This is a genomic window from Paenibacillus profundus (assembly GCF_021369635.1).
GTDB lineage: Bacteria > Bacillota > Bacilli > Paenibacillales > Paenibacillaceae > Paenibacillus_B > Paenibacillus_B profundus.
This window is the reverse complement of record NZ_JAJNBZ010000007.1, coordinates 96,373-118,638: the sequence shown is the minus strand read 5'-3', so window position 1 is coordinate 118,638 and position 22,266 is coordinate 96,373. Positions and strand designations below refer to the sequence as shown.

Genomic DNA, 22,266 nt, shown 5'->3' with positions numbered 1-22,266 from the left:
AGGAACGTCTGCTCACCAATCTTGCCGTCTTTCGCCCATTTCATCATTTTCGACAGGCCCGGATCGCAATGTTGAAGATTTCTCAATTCATACCTCAGCCCGATGCACCTTTCTCAACAGATGCACATAAGATATCTCAACAGTCAGACCCACAGGGTCGGCGTAATGACAACAAGAAGGGGAGATGGTAACATGTACTATTGTATGTCATGTCTGCATTACCACCTGGAAAGTGACAGGGATGCTCACGTATTCAAGAATGTGTACTACATCGATGAGGTATTCAAGCAGCAATTTCACATGGGCGTGTGCAGTGAAAACAAGAAGAGGAAACCTACAAAAATCGTGCCCCCATCCTATTCTGAATCGTCCCACACTATGATGAATGAGGTGCGTCTTTTACTTCATGCCCACACGGAACACAATGACAAGGAGGTGCTTCAACAATGGCATGGTTAATGATTTTGGGGCTTGCGGCGGCATCGAGCATTGACAATTTAGGTGTAGGCATATCGTATGGAATCCGGAAAATTCGCATCGGCTTACTCTCGAACTCCTTTATTGCGGCCATTTGCTTCTTGTTCAGTATGTCAGGAATCTTATTCGGTCAATGGATTTCAACCATTCTTCCCGGCATTCTCCCAACCTTACTGGCAACATTCATATTGCTGGTCGTCGGAGTGCGCATCGTGCTGCTGACCGTGCCCCGGAGCAAGCGGGCTTCTGCTCCTGAGACAGGGAATATCGGCCTCGAAGGATTAATATCCAATCCGGAAAAAGCCGATTTAGACCGTTCCGGCAGCATTAACCTTATCGAAGCCGCTATACTCGGCGTCGCTCTTTCCGCAAATGCATTGACCAATGGTCTCAGCGCTGGATTAATCGGGCTGTCCCCTATCGCCATATCATTGACGGCGGCAATTGGGAGCTTCATCACCCTATGGCTGGGTGCGATTATCGGCCAGAAGGTGGCCAACATACGCATAGGCTCCTTCACTGTAGGGCAATTCAGCACCGTATTAAGTGGAGCCATCATTATAGTGGTTGCATTCAATGCATGGCTGTAAAGCAACGCCATTCGTAGCTCAGTTGGTAGAGCAGGTGACTCTTAATCATCAGGTCGTGGGTTCGAGCCCCACCGGTCCTACTCCTATAAGAAGGCAGCAACCATCAGGTTGCTGCCTTCTTTTTGCTGTTTATGGGATGATTTTCATGGATTCGACTAACACTAATGGTTGTCAACGCAATACTGCAGCATAATAACTGCACGAAGGAGAACAGATGATGTCGCCACGCCATTCCATTACCTATCTGCAAACCTGTTTCATCTTGGTAATGTCCACGGGGCTGTTGAACCATGTTACTGTCATACCGCTTTTGTTGCGGCAAACTCATAAAGATGGTTGGATAAGCGTATTGTTGGCGTTGGTTCTTAGCCTTTGCTGGATCCCGCTTCTCATATGGATTATACGCAAGAAAGGAACCGACGCGCTGTTCCCATGGCTTTACAAAATAAGCGGAGCGGCAACAGCGTGGTTTATCACGCTGCTATTTGTCGCATATTTGCTGCTGGCTGCGTTTGTCACGTTAAAGGACACGTCCACATGGTCGAAAATATCCTATTTGCCGAACACGCCGATAGTTGTCATTACCGCTACAATGGTCTTGCTTTCGCTAGCGAGCGCGCTTGCCGGCATTCAGGCTATCGCCATTTGCGCGGGAATCCTTCTTCCGGTCGTCATCATACTAGGCTATTTCGTGATGGGAGCAAATTTCCAATTCAAAGATTATTCACTTATTCTGCCGGTACTGGAGAATGGCATTGCCCCGGTCATACGCGGATTGGTGCTTATCGGAGGCGGGATGGCAGAATTAATTGTTGTCATTTTGCTGCAGCCCCATCTTTCGAAGAAGCCTGGCTTCTGGGGGATGGCAGCGCTGGCAGTCATTTTGGCCGGACTGACCATCGGCCCTTATCTGGGCTCAATCGCCAACTTTGGAGCTGCCAATGCGTCTTTGATGCGTTATCCCGCTTTCGAGCAATGGAGAATTGTAACGGCGGGAAAATATATCGAACATGTAGACTTTCTTTCCATCTATCAATGGTTATCTGGTTCGTTTATCAGGATTTCGTTGGAGTTGTTTCTTATTTTGGATTTATTGCCACTGCGCGGCCCGCACCAACGAGTCGGCGCCGGGCTGTTGGCAGCGGTCATTCTATGCGCAGCCACACTTGCGGCTAATGATGACATTCGTTTTGTAGAAATGCTGCAATCCTTTTATTTTCCTGGCGTAACCTTTGGGCTTGTTCTGCTGTCATTGCTGCTTGCTCTTCTGGCCGCCAGCCATCAACGACAATCCAAAGGAGCGGCTGCACATGAACAAGAACCTTGTTCCGACTCCTAACCCGTTCAATGAGCAAGCAGAACAGGTGCCGTTAACGGCCGAACGTTTATTGACATACCTGACTGGATGCGGCGATATCCGGAGCGAGATCCATTTATTTGGTCCCGGCAGCAATTTTTATAAAGTTACATTAATTTATTGCGATGGCCTGGCAGACATTAAGCAGTTGAACCAATATGTCATTCCGCAATTGAAGGCGTTGCTGGAAGATGCGCATTCCTTGGATAGCTTGCTCCGCAACAATCCGCTTGCGCTGCAGCCGTTCGATCCGACGGCAGGAATACAGGCGGCGGAGGCAGTCCTGTTCTCGGGTCAGCTCATCATCGGATTTGAACGGGACAACCTATTCTACTCTGTCAATATTGCAGACCCGCCGAATCGCTCCCCCGAAGAGTCGAATACGGAAATTTCAATAAAAGGTCCGAAAGATGGTTTTACGGAGAGCTTGTCAACGAATGTGGCACTCATACGCAAGCGGATGCGGACCCGTTCGTTGAAGTGCGAGACCTATTCCATAGGGCTGCGCAGCCAGACTAAGGTGTCATTGCTGTATATAGCGGATATCGCGAATCCGGATATGTTGAATCAAGTCAGACAACGGCTCGGACAGATCGATACCGACGCCGTCGTAAGCAGCTCCCAGCTTGGAGAAGCGCTGGGCGATTCGCAGTATGCCTTGTTCCCGCTGCTCGATTATATTGGGCGCCCCGACTATGTCGTGCAAGCGCTTGTGCGGGGCCGCTTCATCATCATTGTCGATGGATCGCCAATGGTGCTGATCGGTCCAGCCAATTTGGTATTGACGCTTAAATCGCCGGAGGATATCCATTTCCCTTATTTCTTTGTGACGTTTCAAAGAATATTGCGCATCATCGGATTGTTCGTTTCCATTTTTATGCCGGGGTTCTGGATTGCCTTGATCGCATTTGGCCTGGAACAACTCCCATTCCCGCTCTTGGCAACGGTTACGACTTCCCGTCTGGGGCTGCCATTGTCCGCGCCAATGGAAATGATTCTGATGCTCGGCTTATTTGAAATCTTCCGCGAAGCAGGCATCCGCTTGCCGAAAGCGGTTGGCCAGACCATCGCCGTCGTTGGAGGCTTAATCGTCGGGGATGCCTCTATTCGTGCCGGGCTTAGCTCGCCTACGACGCTCGTCGTGGCAGCCGTTACTGCAGTTGCCACCTTTACGCTTGTCAATCAGACGTTAAGCGGCACGGTCAGCATTTTGCGTCTGCTCGTGCTCATTGGTTCATCCGTGCTCGGCATGTATGGTTTTTTCTTGATGATGCTGGCTATCCTTGTTTATTTGTCGACATTGCAATCTTTCGGGATTCCCTACCTTGCTCCGTTGTCGCCTCCTATTTTCAAAGACATGCTCAAGTCGCTGTTCGGTGTTCCGGTCAAATTGCTGAAACGGCGTCCGGCGATGCTGAATACGACCGATGATACGCGGCAAGGAGATGACTCGACATGAGGATGCGCAACGCTTGCATCCTGTTCGGCGCATGCTGCATAATAATACTCTCGCTGGCAGGCTGCTGGGATATCAGAAGTGTGCAGGACATCAACTATATCACCGCCCTAGGTATCGACTATAAGGATGGTAAATATGTCGTGTATACCCAGTCTCTAGACTTCTCCAACGTTGCCAAGCAAGAAGGAATGAAGAGCACAGGCAAAACACCGGTGTGGGTCGGGCGCGGCGAGGGCTACTCGCTCGATTCTGCCGTTAACGACTTGTATACCACTTCTTCGTTGCAAATTTTATGGGATCATACAACGGTGATCATTTTTAGCGAACATGCGCTGCAACAAGATGTGAATAAGATGATCGATTCAGTATTTCGGTTTTCCGGAATTCGATACACGCCATGGGTCTTTGGGACGAAAGAATCTATCCCTGATTTATTTATCTTGCCGATTCCTTTCAACCAATCTCCCGTTGCATCCATACTTCATGCTCCGAATGATGTGTTAAAGCAGCAAGCTTATATTCCACCCGTTCAGCTCTATCGTATGGTTGTGGAATTGAATGAACCAGGATCCACACTACTGCTGCCGAGTATGTCGATCAATAAGAAGAAATGGACGGAGAATGATAAGGAAGTCGACCAGTATCAAATCAACGGCGTATATGCGCTCCAAGACGGTATCTTTCAAAGTTGGTTCAATCTAAAGCATATGCATGGCATAAGATGGCTATCCGAGAAAATCACACGAACCCCCATCAATATCGGCAGCGGAGAGAAGCCGGAAGCCGTGCTTGCGCTGACCAAACCCAAATCGAGCCTTTCCGTTGCTATTCGTGGTCTCGATCCCAAGTTCAAGCTAAAAATAGATGTCAACGGCTACATAGAGGAAGTAATGGGGAGTTTGAGCGAAGCAGAAATCATCTCGCTTGCCAAGCAAGAAATACGTGACGAAGTGCGGCATACATGGGAACAGGGGCTTCGTAAAAAGGTCGATGTGTACTCGCTGCGGAAGTATGTCTACCGGAATTGCAACAAGATGTGGAAACGAGCGCAAAATGGAGCATTGCTGCAACTGACACCCGACTCGCTCGATTCGATCGAGGTCAACGTTCATATCGAGCATGCTGGAATGAACCGGTTGCGCCGTTAGGAATGCCTTGGCAGTGGATGGCCGCCGCTAGGGGATTCCGTAATTTTGCACGAGCGCGGATTCAATCTCCAGCGTAATGTTCGTTCTTTCACGTTTGCAGCAACTGGAGGAATTGAGTGGCCGCCACGGAGAGCGGCATTTCTTTCGATGTGATGATCCCGATGCTGCGCGGGGGAATCGGATCTTCGAGCACGATCTCGTATAGAATCCCCTGCCTCAGCTCATCACGGATATAATCCTTCACCACGCAAGAAATCCCCAGGCCTATCCGTGCAAATTGGACCAATAGATCAACGCTGCCCAGTTCAATTTCCGGTTGGATATCCAAACCCGCAAGCTGAACATAGCGGTCGATATACCTTCGTGAGCTGCTCCCTTTTTCGAGCAGGATAATCGGATATTCACTCATTTCTTTCATAGAAACAGGCTTCGTTGCAACATGCTTATATTTTTCTCCAGCAACAAAACAATCCTGAATGACGGCGATTTCGCGAATTTGGATTTGTTTGTCCTCGATCGGCAAGTTGACGATGCCGAAATCGATCTTCCCCTCCTTCAACAATTGAACGGTCTCTAACGAAGTCCGGTTGGTGACTTGAATTTTAATATCGGGAAAAGATGCATGAAAGCTCTCCAGATAAGGCAATAAGTAATGCTTGCATAGGCTGTCGCCCGCTCCAATGCGAACTTCGCCGCGCAGCATTTGATGCATTTCGGCCACTTTCCTCTCCGCAGCAGCTAAGAAGCCATATGCTTGCTCAATGTGCTTGAACAGCACCTCCCCTTCTGCCGTTAACGCCACCCCTTTCGGTGTCCGGGAGAACAGCTTCCCGCCCAGCGTCATTTCCAGCTGCTTTATTGCATAGCTAACGGCAGGCTGAGTAATAAACAGAGCTGCTGCAGCTTTGGAGAAGCTGCCCTGCGTGGCTGTCACATAGAACACGCGATACCAATCTAAATTTGTTCTCAACACATAAACCACCTTTATATCAAATATAAAAGTTATTAATTATATTTATTGAAACACTTTCATTATAATGAAGATACAGAAAGGTTTCAATGTTGACAACAGTTTAATCAAATCGGTTATATGGAGGCGTTAGGATGACAGTAACAGCGATTGTCGGAGCGAATTGGGGCGATGAAGGCAAAGGGAAAGTGACGGATGCGCTTGCGGCGGAATCCAACTATGTCGTTCGTTATCAAGGAGGAAGCAATGCAGGACATACCATCATTAATGGCTATGGAAAATTCGCACTCCATTTGCTTCCGTCTGGCGTATTTCACCCCAACGTTGTCAATGTGATTGGACCAGGGGTGGCACTCGACATGACTGCTTTATTGTCGGAGCGCGACGCTCTGTTGGCCAGAGGCGTGCCGGAGCCAAAGTTGCGCATCTCTGATCGTGCGCAGGTAGTCATGCCCTATCACCGTATGTTTGACGAGCTGGAAGAAGAACGCTTAGCAGATCGTAAATTCGGTTCTACCAAATCGGGCATCGCGCCCTTTTATTCGGATAAATATTTCAAATTAGGTATACAGGTTGCGGATTTGTATCAGGAAGCGCGGTTAAAGTCACGCATCCAAGCTTCACTTGAAGCAAAGAACGTGTTGTTGACTCATCTGTATAACAAACCAACGCTGGATGCGGAGGCATTATTGCCACAGTTATTGGAAGAGGCGGAGAAAATAAAACCATACTTGTGCAATACGACAGTCTTGCTGCAAACAGCGCTGCAAAACGCTGAATCCATCTTGCTGGAAGGACAGCTAGGTGCGCTGCGCGACCCGGATCATGGGATATATCCTTACTCCACTTCTTCGTCTACATTGGCGGGCTTCGCTGCGGTCGGTGCGGGACTGCCTCCGTCTGCGATCAGGCATGTGGTCACCGTCGTTAAAGCGTATTCCAGCTGTGTAGGCGCCGGACCGTTCATTTCCGAAATCGCGGGCCAGGAAGCGGATGAATTGCGGCGGCGTGGCGGTGACGCCGGAGAATTCGGCGTGAAGACTGGACGGCCGCGACGCATGGGATGGTTCGACGTTGTGGCTACCCGATATGGATGCGCTGTGCAGGGTGCTACCGAAGTTGTGCTGACTAACCTGGATGTGCTTGGTTATTTGCCGGAAATACCGGTGTGCGAGGCATATGAGCTTGACGGGGTCGTATCGGGTCATTTCCCTGTATCGGCCCGGATTGATGAAGCGAGACCCGTATTGAAATCCCTGCCCGGATGGATGTCCGATATTTCCGGCATACGCCGCTTCGATGAATTGCCGCAGCAAGCCCGAGATTATGTGCTGTACATTGAACGCCAGCTTGGCGTGCTGATTCGCCGGATTTCCGTCGGACCGAATCGTGAACAGATGATAGAAAGATAGACGTTATCGATATAAAATCTTCGTAGCAATCGAAAAACAGAACCGTGTACGCGACCTGGAGTTGCTGCGGTTCTGTTTATGTGCTTATGTAATTTTATTAAAATTCCGATTTCCGCTTGCGCGGTTGCGGCTTCACCTTGTTCTGAACGGCAGGCAGGTGCTTGATGCTTCTGAGCATGGGGCCGTTACAGAGCGGACAGCTTTGCTCGGCAGTTGCAAATTCGTCTCTCACCCACGCCTTGCACTCCGAATTTCTGCATTTCAAGATTTTAGTTGGCAATAATTTCGGCTTTGTGTCTTCGCTTGTTGTCATTTCTATTACATCCCTTTCCTATCTGCGATCGCATCAAAATGCCGATAAAATATATCATTAAACTAGAATTGAAGTCAAAGAAAATAAAAACCATCCACCCAGTTTAGAGGGTGAATGGATGGCTAACCAAGCTCTGATTACTTTGCGATAGATGGACTGTTCAGCACGCGCACGCCTTTCACGATATTCCAGAAGAAATAATAGACTCCGGTCAGTATGAAGGCTGCGTAGGTCAAAAATAAACCGATGCCAAATGTCGCTATATCCTGGACACCGAATCCGACCGCAGCAGATATCGCAAGACCGATAACAACAGACAAACACGGAATGAGATGCGTCCACAGCGCTTTTTTTGCGTGAACCTTCACTTCATCTGTTGCAATAAGAAGTACGATAATAGGAAGCAGCAGCGGTGCGAATAGGATGCTGAAATAACATAAAGACGATAACACATGATTGGATCTCACCAAGACCACCTCTTCATTTTGGTTTGCTAATTTGATTGATTACAATATTATTTTTACATACCAGTCGAAAAAGTGCGATGGATTTTCCTTACACAAAGCTGGCAATTTCGTAAGGATCAAGTGCGGAATTACAATGGAAGTGCTATGAACGCAAGAAAGCTGCCGGGATATCCCGGCAGCTGCAGTTCGGTGTCGATTGGATTTACGATCGCTCTGCCATTCCGCTCAAAAAGCTCAGCATGAACTGGACGGCCAATCTTGATGTCACATTGCGGACATCAACCGTTGGGTCAATGCAGACGAAGTCCAGTCCCTGGACTTGTGGCAGCATGCCAAGTCGGTATAATACGTCTAATGCGTCCCACGGGTCCATTCCTCCCGTACCGATGGCTGGACATCCTGGAGCGAAAGCCTGATCGATGACGTCAACATCAAAGCTGACGTATATCGCTTCCGTTCCCTCACCTGCCCATGCCAATGCTTGGTCTAAGATCGCATCGATGCCCAAGCGGCGCACGTCACGTGAAGTGAAGTTCCGTGACCGGATACATAGTCGTGGTACGGCTTGGAATTCATGAAGCCTCGGATGCCACGCAGGTGAGGAATGCGGGAGCTCATCGCGCATTTCCTCCTTTCCCCGTCAAGGCACGGTTCCAGACGACCGGTATTCCGTTCTTGATAACACCGAATGTGTGATTGATGCCGAAGTGATACGGTAAGTAGGCCAGATTGGGCGCATCGAAGATGGTCAAGTCCGCCCGCTTGCCTCTTTCGATGGAACCGATGTCGCCTGCACGCCCAATTGCCGCGGCAGCATTCAACGTGCATGCGGTCAATATTTCCTCAGGTGACATCTTCAAGTTCAAGGATGCCAACATAATGATGAGCTGGATGGATTCGGTCGGGCATGATCCGGGATTGTAATCAGTGGACAGAGCCACCGGCAGCCGGAACTTGTCGATCATGTCACGGGCCCGGGCATGATGGGTCAGGCCCAGGTTGAAGGACGTTCCCGGAAGCAGGACCGGGACGACGTTCCCTGCGGCCAGACTGGCCAGCCCTTGATCGGTCGTCGTCAACAGGTGCTCGGCAGAGATCGCTCCTACCTCGCCGGCCAGCTCGGAACCGCCAAGCGGCACGATTTCATCCGCGTGAATCTTCGGATGTAAGCCAAGACGCTTGCCTTCCGCCAAGATGCGGCGCGACTGCTCTACGTTGAATACGCCTTCTTCGCAGAACACGTCGCAAAATTCCGCTAACCCTTCTGCCGCAACGACCGGCAGCATGTCGCGGATGACCAAGTCCACAAATTCATCGGCGCGTCCCTTGTACTCTTCCGGTACGGCATGCGCGCCCATGAAGGTGGACACGACGTCCACCGGATGTGTATCATGGAGCCGACGCGATACCCGCAGCTGCTTCAGCTCCGCTTCAAGCGACAAGCCATAGCCGCTCTTGGCCTCAATCGTCGTCACACCTTGCAGCAGCATTTCATCCAGGCTTCTACAGGCCTTGTCGTATAGCTCTTGTTCGCTCCAGGACCGCGTAGACTTTACGGAGCTCAGAATTCCACCTCCCTGAGCCAATATGTCCAAGTACGGCACACCGGAACGCTTCATTGCGAGCTCATGCTCACGCGATCCGCCATGAACGAGATGGGTATGCGGATCGACCAATCCGGGGGTTACCATACGACCACCGACGTCGATTGTTTCGACAATATGAGCGCCCTCCAAAGCCGTAATCACTTCGTCTTTCTGTCCAACTAGCACGATTCGGCCTTGTTCAATGGCTACAGCTGCATCTGTCATTTGGCGAATACGCCCCATCTCTTCCCCGTATCGGGGTTGAATACCTTCAGGCGTATACAAACATCCGATTCCGGTAAGAAGCAATTCAATCTGTTTCAAAGAAGCCAACCTCCTTCATTGCTCTTCTGAATATGACATGTATTGTCAAGATTGCTCGCGCATCGGTATGCAGATCCCGTGCTGTTCCGCGGTCACAATCGCTTCGTCATAACCCGCATCGACATGGCGAATGACACCCATGCCTGGGTCTGTCGTCAAGACGCAGCGCAGTCGTTCCGCCGCTTCTTCCGTACCGTCGGCGACGACGACCATGCCAGCATGCAGCGAGTACCCCATGCCGACGCCTCCGCCATGATGTACCGATACCCAGGAGGCCCCAGCCGATGTGTTGATGAGCGCATTCAGAATCGCCCAATCGCCGACCGCATCGGAGCCATCCTTCATGCTCTCCGTCTCGCGGTTCGGGGAAGCGACGGAACCGCAATCGAGATGATCACGGCCGATGACAATCGGGGCGCTCAGTTCTCCAGTCTTGACCATCTCATTGATGGCTAGGCCGAATTTCGCACGTTCCCCATAGCCCAGCCAGCAAATGCGTGCCGGCAGACCTTGGAAAGCGACACGCTCTTGGGCCATCGTAATCCAGCGGCGCAAATGGTCATTGTCCGGGAACAGCTTAAGCACGAGCTCGTCTGTCTTGCGAATATCCTCCGGATTCCCCGATAATGCCGCCCAGCGGAACGGTCCCTTGCCCTCGCAGAAGAGCGGACGGATATAAGCTGGAACGAAGCCTGGAAACGCGAAGGCATTGTGCACGCCTTGGTCGAATGCGACTTGACGGATGTTGTTGCCGTAATCGAACACGACCGAGCCCATCTTCTGCAAGTCCAGCATCGCCTGCACATGAACAGCCATACTGGCCTTCGATAGCTCGATATAGCGTTTCGGATCGCGACCACGAAGAGCAGCTGCTTCTTCCATGCTGTATCCGGCTGGGATGTAACCATTCAACGGGTCATGGGCAGAGGTCTGGTCAGTGACGAAATCAGGCTTGATCCCGCGACGCACGAACTCTGGAAAGATGTCTGCCGCATTGCCAAGCAACCCGATAGATAGCGCTTTCTTCCCGTCCAGTGCTTGCCGAGCAAGCTCCAATGCCTCATCGAATGATTCGGCCAACACATCACAGTAACGCGTCTCAATCCGGCGTTCAATCCGGGAACGGTCCGCCTCGACCGTAATGACGACGCCGTCATTCATTGTTACAGCAAGGGGCTGTGCGCCGCCCATGCCGCCGAGACCTGCTGTCAGCGTCAGCGTGCCTCGCAATGTTCCTTGCGCGTGCTGGCGTGCAGCTTCAGCAAACGTTTCATACGTACCTTGAAGAATGCCTTGAGTTCCAATATAAATCCAGCTTCCAGCAGTCATTTGCCCGTACATCATCAATCCTTTGTGTTCAAGTTCACGGAAGTGCTCCCAATTGGCCCAATTCGGGACGAGCACGGAGTTCGACAAGAGCACGCGGGGCGCCCGTTCATGGGTACGGAATACGCCGACGGGCTTGCCAGATTGGATTAGCAGTGTTTCGTCGTTCTCTAGACGCTGTAGTTCACGCACAATCGCATCATAGGACGGCCAGTTGCGTGCCGCCTTGCCGATACCGCCATAGACGACCAAATCTTCAGGCCGCTCAGCAACGTCCGGATCCAAATTATTCATCAGCATGCGCATGGCAGCTTCCTGAACCCAGCCTTTGCACGTCAACTCTTTTCCCCGCGGTGCGCGGATGCTTCGCTTCACATCATTCATCTTGTTACGCCTCCTTTTAGTGTGAATCCTCGTAAAATGAAATTCATTTAATACAACGGTCCAGATACCTTCTCCACAGCATGAAGGAATTCTCCCTTACTTAGTACAGACGCAATAATTTCAATCTCCTTGCCGAGGGAGCGATCTGTTGTTAGTGGTGGTACGAGTTCACGCACCTTGTCGAATAACGTGCGTGTCGACGGCGCAAGCTTATCTACGCCTCGAAATACTGCTGCTTCCGCTGCACAGATGAGTTCAATCGCCAGCACCTTGGCCGTATTGTCGATAACTTGCGCCGCGTGGCGGGCAGCCGTTGTGCCCATCGATACGTGATCCTCCTGATTGGCGGAGGACGGGATAGAATCGACGCTCGCCGGATGAGCCAGCACCTTGTTCTCGGATACGAGCGAGGCACTCACGTATTGTGGAATCATCATGCCGGACGCCATGCCCGGCTGCTGGCTTAGAAATGCAGGAAGTCCGCCGGATAATGCTGGATTGACAAGCCGCTCCGTACGTCGTTCGGAAATATTGGCAAGCTCGCTCATCCCGATTTTTAAGAAATCCATTGCAAAAGCCATCGGCTGTCCGTGGAAATTCCCGCCCGAGATGACTACACCCTCTTCCAAAAACAAGAGCGGATTATCGGTTGCGGCATTCATCTCCACGTCAAGCTTATCCTCCACATATGCAAGCACCTGACGTGTTGCACCATGAACCTGAGGCAAGCAGCGCAAGGAATATGCATCTTGAACACGGATATCGCCTTGTCTCGTCGTCAATTGGCTGCCGTCGAGCAGCTTTCTCAGATTGGCTGCAACGCCGATCTGCTCCGGATAAGGTCTGACGCGCTGGAGCTCATCCGCGAACGCATCCGTAATTCCCTGCAAGCATTCAACCGTGAGGGCGGCAATAGCGTCCGCCGTCTTGGCAAGCCGCTGTGCATTCACATAAGTCAACGCGCCGATCGCCGTCATAATCTGCGTGCCATTGATGAGCGACAGACCTTCTTTCGCTTGTAGCTGAATCGGCTTGAGGCCTGCCTGGGTCAACGCTTCATGTCCCCCCATACGCTTGCCATTATAGACTGCTTCCCCTTCCCCCATGAGAACAAGTGCCAAGTGCGACAGCGGAGCTAAATCCCCACTTGCGCCGAGCGATCCTTGCTCGGGAATGATCGGATGCACTCCCCGATTCAGACAATCGACTAGCAATTGAAGCGTTTCCAGACGAATGCCAGAGTAGCCTTTTGCCAAGGCATTCGCTCGTAAAAGCATAATAGCGCGTACGGTGGCTTCGGGCAAAGGAAGGCCCACAGCGCACGCGTGACTGCGGATTAAGTTAGCTTGGAGCCCGGCCGAATCTTCTGATGAAATCGTGACATCGCTAAACTTTCCAAATCCGGTTGTAACCCCGTATACCACTTTATTCGCTTTCACGAGTTCCTCTACCATTTCACGACAACGGTTGACACGTTGTACCGCGTCAGCACCAAGCACGACTGGATTGTAATCGCAGGCGATGGCGGCCAACTGATTAAGTGTCAGCTGCTCTCCTTTTAACGTGATAGGTCCTGTTTGCATTTCTTGCTGTGATTGTTTGACAGCCAATACATTCATCTCCTTTCCTGCTTTAACAAAAGAAAGGGGCTGTGCGGAAGTTCTCTACTTCCACACAGCCCCTTATTGAAAAAGAGCGACCTATGAAATTGTCATCCCATTGATAATGATGAACGCGCACCATATTGCATCGCCCTTTCATTTGGATTCGGTATTTATATCCATTTGCTCTACTATTACATGTGTATGCGCTTCTGTCAAGTATGGTGCATCGACAGAAGATAGTGCAGATATTATACGATACGCATGATGATCATCTCGCCGCTGACATAGTCTATCCATGTTCAGTGACGTGACGGCACGGTACTCCAGTTACAGAAAACCCGTTTCGTTTCCGAGGAATGATGTTCGTACTCAAGCCTTAGCGACACTCTCCCCTTGGCTCAGGTACAAAACAAGTTGGATCCAAGAAGACCACGAGTCTAACAAATTCGGCTCGTTCTTCACATTTCGTCTTCGCATGTTCAGTCCAAAAAATGTAGGTTCATCGCTGTATGTTTTTTGAACAACGCAAGCATATCATCGCGATATAACTGCAAAATTGACTAAAGCATGCTTCATGTCTGCATGCCTCAGGTACGGTGCAGGCACGATCATGTCTCGTGATCCCAGAAACGTTGCTGGACGCGCTCATGTATGCACAAGGACAGAACGTCGCAAGCAAGCTGCATAATCTACATGACCTGAGAAATTAAAAAGGCGACGATGTCAAAATGAATTCAGATATAATAGAAGTTAGCGTTTCACGTCTGCATGAACTCGGTTACGCAGCGGATTGTGCGGCAGAAGAAGGACTTGTGTCATGATGGGCAAAAAGATGTTCCAAGGCAGCGGGAAAAGACATGCACACGCATAAAAGTCGCTCCCACGTGGACGTAGGTTGAGTAGTTGCATTCAAACGGAAACAAAATTCATCCAGGTACCTCTGAAGATACTTCTCTCCAATTCCGTGAAACGTATCGTTCATCCAGCGACGTGCCCGATTGAAGGCTTGATATAAGCGATTATCCCTACGAGTTCGGTAAGGATGCCGGATAATAGTCGTCTCGAGAGCGGTCTCCGTGACGTGAAGAGCTGTGAAATGGTCACAGCCTGAACGAAGCAGCAACTTCCCCGAAAGATGCTCCTGCTTCACAAGCTTCATCTTGAATTTGCTCTCCAGCCCGTCTTCCTTGACGGATGCAGAAACGATAAGGGGGTACTCCCGGGGATGAAGCTCCAACATAGAATGGTACGTGAGGCCTTGAAAGGCAACGATACCTTGAACTTTGCCTTCTAGTGGCCGCGCGGCGTCGGCATGGCTGATCGCTGCCCGAATCTTGTGCAGCATCAACCAAGCTGTCTTATAGGTTACCTTGATGATCGAGCTAAGCTGAACGGCGTTAATGCCAGCATCCGGGCGAGAGGCCAGCCAGAACGCCGTGAACCATTTCTGCAAGGGGGTGCGACTACCTTCCATGACCGTGCCGGTGGTAAGCGAGCTCTGATGCCGACACATGCGGCACTCGTACAGAGGCAACCGGCGTGTCTGAATAATGTAGGCATGGCCATGCCTACAACGCGGACAGACAAAACCCTCCGGCCACTTCATCTGATACAATAAGCTTGCACATACGGATTCCGAATGAAAATAGTTATGTAACTCTTCCAGCGTATCAATGGATTGCCATGCTTTCATAGGTCGCCTCCTTGCTACAGCTCTTTCCGATCCACAACCAGAACATTTGTTCCTATATATTGATTATACCGAACAAACATTCCTATTTCAAGAGGCTTTATCAATTATTTGAGACTTCGAATTTTACGTAACTTTAGCTTCCTAGAATTTCAGTTTCTTAAGTGTGTTCTAGCATGAATCCGCCGTGACAAAAAGTTTTGACTGAGCGTTAGGGAGAGTGTTGCTAAGGGCATAATCACGATGATCATCGTTGGCACAAGAACGGCGAAAAGACTGCTAAATATTCGATGACTATCACTTTTCCGAAAATAAGAAATACCGCAAAACACCATCAGAAACCAACGGATGAACAACACCTCAACGAACTCTACCGCATATCGGGACATACTGCGGCCGCTTAAAGCGGGAGATACAATATAATTGTGTCCTATTCTTCATGTTGATATTATCGTGGATAACAAGACTAATGAGAGGGGCATATTCACAAAATGATCTATCACATTACATACTTATCGGATGGATTACGTGTAAAGGGGTATTTGAGCCTCCCCTATGGCCATGAACGTCCAGCCAGTGAAATACAATCCAATATCGAACGATTCTATGGTGAAGGTAATCTGCCCGTTACGGAAATAGCCCATCCTTTGAACCGGGCGAACCAAGATTTATATGAGCAACAATGGCCTGTTCTTATCTATTGCAGAGGAGGCATGGGTAAATTTGGCCGGGTCAAATCGGACTGGTTAGAGCAGTTCTCGCAATTCGGACATCTTGTCTTTGCTCCTACCTACCGCGGCAATGAAGGTGGCGAAGGACGAGATGAATTCGGCGGTGCTGAGCAAGAAGACGTTCGTTCGGCTTATCGTCTGCTGCAAAGTCTTTCGTTCGTCGATCCAAGCCGAATTTCGGTCATGGGCTTCTCACGCGGTGCCATCAATGCTGCACAAACGGCGGTCGACATGCCGGATATTCACCGGCTCATCCTCTGGAGTGGCGTGTCAGACTTGGCGCAAACGTATGGAGAGCGTATGGAGCTTCGCAGAATGCTGAAGCGCGTCATTGGCGGGAACCCCGTCAAGAAACGAGAGTCTTATATTGCTCGTTCTCCCCTTTATATGGCGGAAGATATCTCCTGCCCGATTCTCCTTATTCACGGGACCGAAGATGCTCAAGTGGATTTCAGTCATGGACTCCAGATGTTTAAGAAGCTGCAACAAGATGGAGCAGATGTGGATATGCATACATTTGATGGATATGGACACCTTTTTCCGCCTGATATTCATCAGCAATCGGTGAAACGCATGTTTGCATGGATATCGAGAGACACAACAAAGAGACACCCATAGAATGGGCGTCTCTCAAGTCAGAATTACTCTCGCTCGAACAAAGCTGCACCAGCGATTCCCGGCTTGGTCATTTCATAAGGATCGAGAATCGTATCCAGCTCCTCTTCCGTTAGCACGTTGTATAGCAAGCACAGTTCTCTTACGGACTTGCCGTTCTCCGTCGCTTCGCGGGCGATACGGGCGGACACTTCATAACCGAGATGAGGGCTTAAGGCTGTAATGATGCCAACGCTGTTCTCCACGTATTCGCGGCAACGCTCTTCATTGGCTTCAATCCCCTCTAGACAGTGGGTACGGAATACCTTAAAGACGTTGTTCATCATGCTGAGCGATTGGAGCAGATTGTATACGAGCACAGGCTCCATCACGTTCAATTCAAACTGGCCGGCTTCCGATGCCAGACATATCGTATGGTCGTTGCCGATAACTTGAAACGCCACCTGGTTCACGACTTCGCACATTACCGGGTTGACCTTACCCGGCATGATGGACGAGCCTGGCTGACGGGCTGGCAGACGTATTTCACCGAAGCCGGCGCGAGGACCGGATGCGAGCAAACGCAGATCGTTCGCCACCTTGGACATGTTCATCATGCAGACCTTGAGCGCTGCCGATACTTCCGTGTAAGCGTCCGTGTTTTGCGTGGCGTCCACCAGATGCTCTGCATGAATTAACGGGAATCCGCTTATTTCGGCCAATAGTTCCACTACCCGGTGAATGTATCTCGGATCGGCATTTAGTCCTGTTCCGACTGCGGTAGCGCCCATATTAACTTCATACAGGTGCTGCTTGGATTGCTCAATACGCTTCATGTCTCGCAACAACACTCGGCTATACGCTTCAAAGGATTGTCCCAATCGAATGGGAACAGCGTCCTGCAAGTGAGTGCGTCCCATCTTGATAACGTGATCGAATTGAGCCGCCTTCTTCCGATACGTCTCGTACAATTCTCCCATCGTGATCAAGAGTTTATCGATAAGCGTCAACACCGCAATATGTATAGCGGACGGAAACGCATCGTTCGTAGATTGCGAACGGTTGACATGATTATTCGGGCTTAAGCTGGCATAATCCCCTTTTGCTTTCCCAAGCAGTTCAAGTGCCCGGTTCGCAATGACTTCATTCGAGTTCATGTTCATCGAAGTGCCTGCTCCGCCCTGGATCGGATCGACAATGAAATGGTCGTGCCATTGTCCGTCAATGATTTCATCCGCGGCTCGAACGATGACCTCGCACATCTCCTCCTGAAGCTGCTTCACTTCCATATTAGCCAGCGCCGCAGCCTTCTTCACGATAGCTAAACCGCGAATCAGCTCCTCATTCATGTGTGCGCCCGTAATCGGGAAATTCTCCACAGCGCGCAGCGTCTGAATTCCGTAATACGCTTCGACAGGAACTTCCTTTTCTCCCAGAAAATCTTTTTCGGTACGGGTTAAATGATTCGTCATTTTGATCCCTTTCCTTCTCTTATGATCGGTTTTTGAAACGCTTTCATACTGCGTCATAAAAATGAGCACGTCCCCATTTACGTGACAAAGATAGAAAATGTAATGTGCCCACTATGATTGTAGCTCCCTTTTGATAAATGATCAATTTTTAAGATAAAAAACATTATATTTCACTTATTTTGCACGCCGTATAGAGTCAAGTTATTAACACTTCTCTGCACTGGCTATGAAAGGCTTGCTAATTCTGTTCGAAAATAGGTATAATGGCTAGATGCAAACATATGTTTGTGCCTCCATCAGGATATTAGCAACTATGAAAGGAGAACATATGAAAGGATCGACACACCTTACTATCGGTATTGCCGTCGGAGCTGCCGCAGCCGTGTATTATCCATTTACCTTGAAGAATGCGTCCTTATATATTGCGGTGTCGGCATTATCCGCCTTGAGTGCGGATCTGGACGGCCCTAGCATATTGAGCAGCAAAATCGGCAAGATTTCCAGATGGCTGCATGAAATACTCCTCTGGCTCGGTGTCTGTCTTGCCGCTGGAGTCATCTACCAGTATTCGACGCAGGCATTTGTCAGTCAAGAATTGAGTATCGTCTCGGTAGTCGTGCTGCTGCTCGGCTTTGTCGCCAAAGAAGGCGTCACCCGCAACATTATGGTAAGCATGGTTGGCTGCGGGCTTCTCTATTGGGGATGGACGTTGGGTTGGAATTGGTTGATCGGCTTGGGTGTGTTTGTTGCCTGGGTTCCATGGCTCAGTCATAGGGGGATGTCACATACCATATGGGCCACCCTGTTATGGGGTTGCATCGGATGGGGCCTGGAGCAACAGCTTCGCATTGAAGGCATCACTGCCGTATCCATCTGCGGTTATGCTTCCCATCTGATTGCCGATACTTTGACACCAAGAGGCGTTAAATGGCTCTATCCGCTATCTAACCGCTCATTCAAAATTCGCCTATAAGCATAGCTAGAAGATTGGGACTTCTGATTGGAGTCCCGATTCCCCCATCACACTTCTCCTCCCCCTCATGGATTAAAATAGGAATCACATGCATTAAATCAATTCAATGTTATTATGCTTGCGGTACAGGGTCGGTGTCATGCCCATCCGGGACTGAAACACGCGGATAAACGTCGGATAAGATTTGAACCCGGCCTCATAGGCAATGTCGGTAATTTTCATGTCTGTTCCGATCAGCAAGTTGCAGGCATGCGCGACGCGGATTCGTTCCAGAAAGGAATAATAATTTTCTCCGACCATTTGTTTGAAGGCCGAGCTTATATAAGAAACGCTGTAATTGTACCGCTTCGATAGTGTATCCAGCGTTATATCTTCCTTGAAATTCTGGTACACGTAATGAACGACTTCCCACATTCCTCTGCGAGGGTTCCTTCCGTAGCTTTGAGGCCCTTCGTCCAACCTCTCCTGACGGTAACGGTCGAATAAGATGAACACCTGCGTTAGCTTGGCGAGAAACATCATCCGGCTCCACGGCTTCTCCTCACGCGCCTCCTCATGCATTTGCTGAAGCAGCAAATGCACCTCTCTTGCTGTCACCTCGTCCAGCTTGTATGTGGTGTTCTCGTCATTTTCCGCCCCCTTCAGCAAGCTGTACAAGGCCAAGAACGAGTCTCCCGCGCCAAAAAAAGCCTTCAGACCGATCGCTCCCACATATAAATGCAATTCATCTCCGGGAGCGATGTCTAGCTCATGCACCTGATGGGGAAACAATAAAGTGAAGGTGCCCGGCGTCAGTTCCTTTTCTACTCCGTTGATGATTTCTTTTCCTTTGCCTTTCAAGGCATACGTGTATTCAATGAAATGATGCACATGGGCGGGCACAGGCACATTCAAACGATGAATTTTCAGTGTGAACGGAAATTCCCCGTGGATTTCGTCGTCTCCATGCAAGTTGTAAGGAAACATTCCAATCACTCTTTTCTTCCTAATATAAATGACAGCTATCCTTATTTTATCATGAAAAGTGATAGAAATTATAAAAATATGATAGGTGTAATATGACATATCACCATACAATATAACATGAAAGGCATATTTAATATGACATTCAATTTTAATATGAGGAGAGACAATAGATGAGCTTACTAAAGCATGTGAACCCTCTGCAAGGAACAGATTCCATTTATCCGTATTCGAATGGGAACACTCTGCCCCTGATTGCGATGCCGTTCGGAATGGCATCCTGGAGCCCGCAGACGAACGAAGCCGCTGGCGGCTGGTTCTTCAGCCCGAACCATAATCGTCTAGAGGGCATCCGGCTGACTCACCAGCCTAGCCCATGGATCGGCGATTACGGCCATATGACCTTAATGCCGCAGACTGGACCGCTTAAAGTGTGGGCGCCTGAGCGCTCGTCTTCGTTCCGCAAGCAAGACATGATCGTACGTCCGGACTACTTTAAGGTCCAACTGCTTCGCTACCAGACGACGATGGAACTCTCGCCGACAGCGCGTTGCGCGAGCATCCGGCTGACGTTCGATCGTCAGGATGAAGCGAGACTCATTCTGTCGACGTTCCCTGGCGAAGCGTCGATGACGATCGATCCGGACAAAGGCACGTTGACTGGCTACACGACGGCGAAAGCAGGCGGCACACCGGACAATTACCGCATGTACTTCGTCATGAAGTTCGACTGCCCGGTCGCTGCAGACGCAAGTGGCTTGTCCGATCATGAATACAAGCCGGTAAACAGCTTGTCGAAGACAGGCGAGCGCATCGGCGCGTATGTTGGACTGACCGTTCCTGAGAACGGCATCGTACATGTCAGCATGAGCACTTCCTTCATCAGCGAAGAGCAGGCTTTCATTAACCTGGAGCGCGAAGTTGGCAGCCGTACCTTCGATGAAGTGAGCAGCATGGCGACGGACACATGGGAAAAACAGCTCGGCGTCATCGAAGTTGAGAGCGACGACACGGATAAGTTGGATACGTTCTACACTTGTCTGTATCGGACTTCCCTCTTCCCGCACGCCATCCATGAATATGATGCAAACGGCAAGCAAATCCATTATAGCCCGTACAACGGCAAGATTGAAGAAGGTCCCTTGTTTGCAGATATCGGCTTCTGGGATACGTATCGCACATCGTTCCCGCTGTACAACCTCCTCTACCCTTCTTTCGTCAATGAAATGATGCAAGGCTGGGTCAACGCATATAAGGAAGCCGGCTGGATGCCGAAATGGGCTTCCCCTGGCGAGCGGAGCATGATGCCGGGAACGTTGATTGACGTATCATTTGCAGATGCCGTCGTAAAAGGAAACACCGGCTTCGATGTAGAGACGGCGTTCGAAGGATTGTTAAAGCATGCCATGACCGTTTCCAGCGACAATCGATACGGACGCAAAGGCATGGGCGAATATTTGAAATACGACTATATGCCTGCTGATATTCACACGCATGAGAGTGTGTGCAATACGCTCGACTACGTATTCGGCGACTTCTGTATCGCACAGATAGCGAAACATTTAGGCCGTGAAGAAGAATACGAACAGCTTATGGAGCGCGCTAAGAACTACAAAAACTTGTTCGATCCAGCCGTAGGCTTCATGCGTGGCAAGCTGCAAGACGGCAGTTGGCTCGAGCCGTTCGACCCGACGATGTGGGGCGGTCCGTATACAGAAGGCGGCGCTTACCAGAGCAGTTGGGCAGTGCAGCATGACCTGTTAGGCCTTGCCGAGCTAATGGGCGGGCGCGAGCAATGCAAGAAGCAGTTGGATGCGCTGTTCGCAGCAAAGCCGGAGTTCAAGGTTGGCTCGTACGGCTTTGAAATACACGAAATGTCTGAAATGGCAGCCGTCGACTTCGGACAATTCGCAATCAGCAACCAGCCAAGCTTCCACTTCCCGTACATCTTTGCGGCGCTCGGATACCCGTCCTTGACGCAGCATTGGGTACGCAAGACGATGGATGAACTGTTCAGCTCTCGCCCAGACGGACTTCCAGGCGACGAGGATAACGGCAGCTTGGCCGCATGGTACGTCTTCGGCGCGATGGGCTTGTACCCGCTCAGCCCAGGCGTTCCGGAGTATGTCATCGGAACGCCGCTGTTCAAGCGGATGACGGTCCATCTGGAGAATGGCAAACAACTCGTCATCGAAGCGGACAATAACTCCGCCGCGAATAAATATGTGGCAGGCGTACGCATGGATGGCGCACAAGTGGCGACGTTGTACTTGGAGCACGCTAAGGTGAAGAACGGAGGAACAATCTCCTTCGATATGGCGGATTCGCCACGTGAAGACCGCTATGACGAAGCAGCGCTTCCATACGCAATGTCAAAACAAGGTTAATGGCAGAAAAGGGTGCCCCCTCGGTGAATACTCGGGGCA

General features: G+C 50.2%; 19 protein-coding genes. 9 read left to right on the top strand and 10 right to left on the bottom strand.

Annotated elements, in window-relative coordinates; all coding sequences use genetic code 11:
- Positions 1–102: 102 nt before the first annotated feature.
- The 5 genes from LQV63_RS32050 (at position 103) to LQV63_RS11745 (ending at position 5,031) form a co-directional block, all read left to right on the top strand.
- Positions 103–459: a DUF3973 domain-containing protein gene (locus tag LQV63_RS32050; protein ID WP_407672915.1), complete on the top strand. Its 357-nt coding sequence runs from the start codon at positions 103–105 to the stop codon at positions 457–459.
- A complete protein-coding gene (gene ytaF / locus LQV63_RS11760) occupies positions 447–1,067 on the top strand; it encodes a sporulation membrane protein YtaF (protein ID WP_019422115.1) in 621 nt (206 codons plus the stop codon). The genes LQV63_RS32050 and ytaF overlap by 13 nt, the downstream gene beginning before the upstream one ends.
- Before the next feature lie 214 nt (positions 1,068–1,281).
- A complete protein-coding gene (locus tag LQV63_RS11755; protein WP_325175874.1) occupies positions 1,282–2,406 on the top strand; it encodes an endospore germination permease in 1,125 nt (374 codons plus the stop codon).
- Entirely contained in the window at positions 2,378–3,883 is a 1,506-nt protein-coding gene (locus LQV63_RS11750) for a spore germination protein (RefSeq protein ID WP_233696854.1), read from the top strand. The genes LQV63_RS11755 and LQV63_RS11750 overlap by 29 nt, the downstream gene beginning before the upstream one ends.
- Positions 3,880–5,031: a Ger(x)C family spore germination protein gene (locus LQV63_RS11745; RefSeq protein WP_233696853.1), complete on the top strand. Its 1,152-nt coding sequence runs from the start codon at positions 3,880–3,882 to the stop codon at positions 5,029–5,031. The genes LQV63_RS11750 and LQV63_RS11745 overlap by 4 nt, the downstream gene beginning before the upstream one ends.
- An 88-nt stretch (positions 5,032–5,119) precedes the next feature.
- Here the strand turns inward: LQV63_RS11745 and LQV63_RS11740 are convergent, their stop codons facing one another.
- Positions 5,120–6,001, bottom strand: coding sequence for a LysR family transcriptional regulator (locus tag LQV63_RS11740; protein ID WP_233696852.1), 882 nt, complete (start codon positions 5,999–6,001; stop codon positions 5,120–5,122).
- A gap of 134 nt (positions 6,002–6,135) precedes the next feature.
- On the opposite strand from LQV63_RS11740, the gene LQV63_RS11735 reads away from it, so the two are divergent.
- On the top strand, positions 6,136–7,413 hold the full coding sequence (locus LQV63_RS11735; RefSeq protein ID WP_233696851.1) for an adenylosuccinate synthase: 1,278 nt from the start codon (positions 6,136–6,138) through the stop codon (positions 7,411–7,413).
- Between the two features lie 97 nt (positions 7,414–7,510).
- Here LQV63_RS11735 and LQV63_RS31380 read toward each other — a convergent pair whose 3' ends face one another.
- The 7 genes from LQV63_RS31380 to LQV63_RS11700 form a co-directional block, all read right to left on the bottom strand.
- Complete coding sequence (locus LQV63_RS31380; RefSeq protein WP_019422121.1) at positions 7,511–7,726, bottom strand: cold-inducible protein YdjO-related protein; 216 nt, start codon at positions 7,724–7,726, stop codon at positions 7,511–7,513.
- A 137-nt stretch (positions 7,727–7,863) separates the two neighbouring features.
- Positions 7,864–8,193, bottom strand: coding sequence for a DUF4870 domain-containing protein (locus LQV63_RS11725; protein WP_019422122.1), 330 nt, complete (start codon positions 8,191–8,193; stop codon positions 7,864–7,866).
- 202 nt (positions 8,194–8,395) lie between these two features.
- The gene (locus LQV63_RS11720) at positions 8,396–8,818 is read right to left on the bottom strand and encodes an arginase family protein (protein ID WP_233696849.1); all 423 of its coding nucleotides are present in this window, start codon (positions 8,816–8,818) and stop codon (positions 8,396–8,398) included.
- Positions 8,808–10,103, bottom strand: a complete 1,296-nt coding sequence (hutI, locus tag LQV63_RS11715; RefSeq protein WP_233696848.1) for an imidazolonepropionase — start codon at positions 10,101–10,103, stop codon at positions 8,808–8,810. The genes LQV63_RS11720 and hutI overlap by 11 nt, the downstream gene beginning before the upstream one ends.
- A gap of 45 nt (positions 10,104–10,148) precedes the next feature.
- Positions 10,149–11,813: a urocanate hydratase gene (gene hutU / locus LQV63_RS11710; RefSeq protein WP_233696847.1), complete on the bottom strand. Its 1,665-nt coding sequence runs from the start codon at positions 11,811–11,813 to the stop codon at positions 10,149–10,151.
- A 47-nt stretch (positions 11,814–11,860) separates the two neighbouring features.
- A complete protein-coding gene (gene hutH / locus LQV63_RS11705) occupies positions 11,861–13,432 on the bottom strand; it encodes a histidine ammonia-lyase (protein ID WP_407672914.1) in 1,572 nt (523 codons plus the stop codon).
- A gap of 763 nt (positions 13,433–14,195) precedes the next feature.
- Entirely contained in the window at positions 14,196–15,110 is a 915-nt protein-coding gene (locus tag LQV63_RS11700) for a transposase (RefSeq protein ID WP_019422126.1), read from the bottom strand.
- Between the two features lie 488 nt (positions 15,111–15,598).
- Here LQV63_RS11700 and LQV63_RS11695 point away from each other — a divergent pair, with 488 nt between their 5' ends.
- Positions 15,599–16,456, top strand: a complete 858-nt coding sequence (locus LQV63_RS11695; RefSeq protein ID WP_233696845.1) for an alpha/beta hydrolase family protein — start codon at positions 15,599–15,601, stop codon at positions 16,454–16,456.
- A gap of 23 nt (positions 16,457–16,479) precedes the next feature.
- Here LQV63_RS11695 and aspA read toward each other — a convergent pair whose 3' ends face one another.
- Positions 16,480–17,904: an aspartate ammonia-lyase gene (gene aspA / locus LQV63_RS11690; protein WP_019422128.1), complete on the bottom strand. Its 1,425-nt coding sequence runs from the start codon at positions 17,902–17,904 to the stop codon at positions 16,480–16,482.
- Positions 17,905–18,232: 328 nt separating this feature from the next.
- On the opposite strand from aspA, the gene LQV63_RS11685 reads away from it, so the two are divergent.
- Entirely contained in the window at positions 18,233–18,877 is a 645-nt protein-coding gene (locus LQV63_RS11685) for a metal-dependent hydrolase (RefSeq protein ID WP_026011127.1), read from the top strand.
- Positions 18,878–18,970: 93 nt separating this feature from the next.
- Here the strand turns inward: LQV63_RS11685 and LQV63_RS11680 are convergent, their stop codons facing one another.
- A complete protein-coding gene (locus LQV63_RS11680; RefSeq protein WP_233696919.1) occupies positions 18,971–19,843 on the bottom strand; it encodes an AraC family transcriptional regulator in 873 nt (290 codons plus the stop codon).
- A 170-nt stretch (positions 19,844–20,013) separates the two neighbouring features.
- Here LQV63_RS11680 and LQV63_RS11675 point away from each other — a divergent pair, with 170 nt between their 5' ends.
- Complete coding sequence (locus tag LQV63_RS11675) at positions 20,014–22,227, top strand: GH92 family glycosyl hydrolase (protein WP_233696844.1); 2,214 nt, start codon at positions 20,014–20,016, stop codon at positions 22,225–22,227.
- Positions 22,228–22,266: the final 39 nt, after the last annotated feature.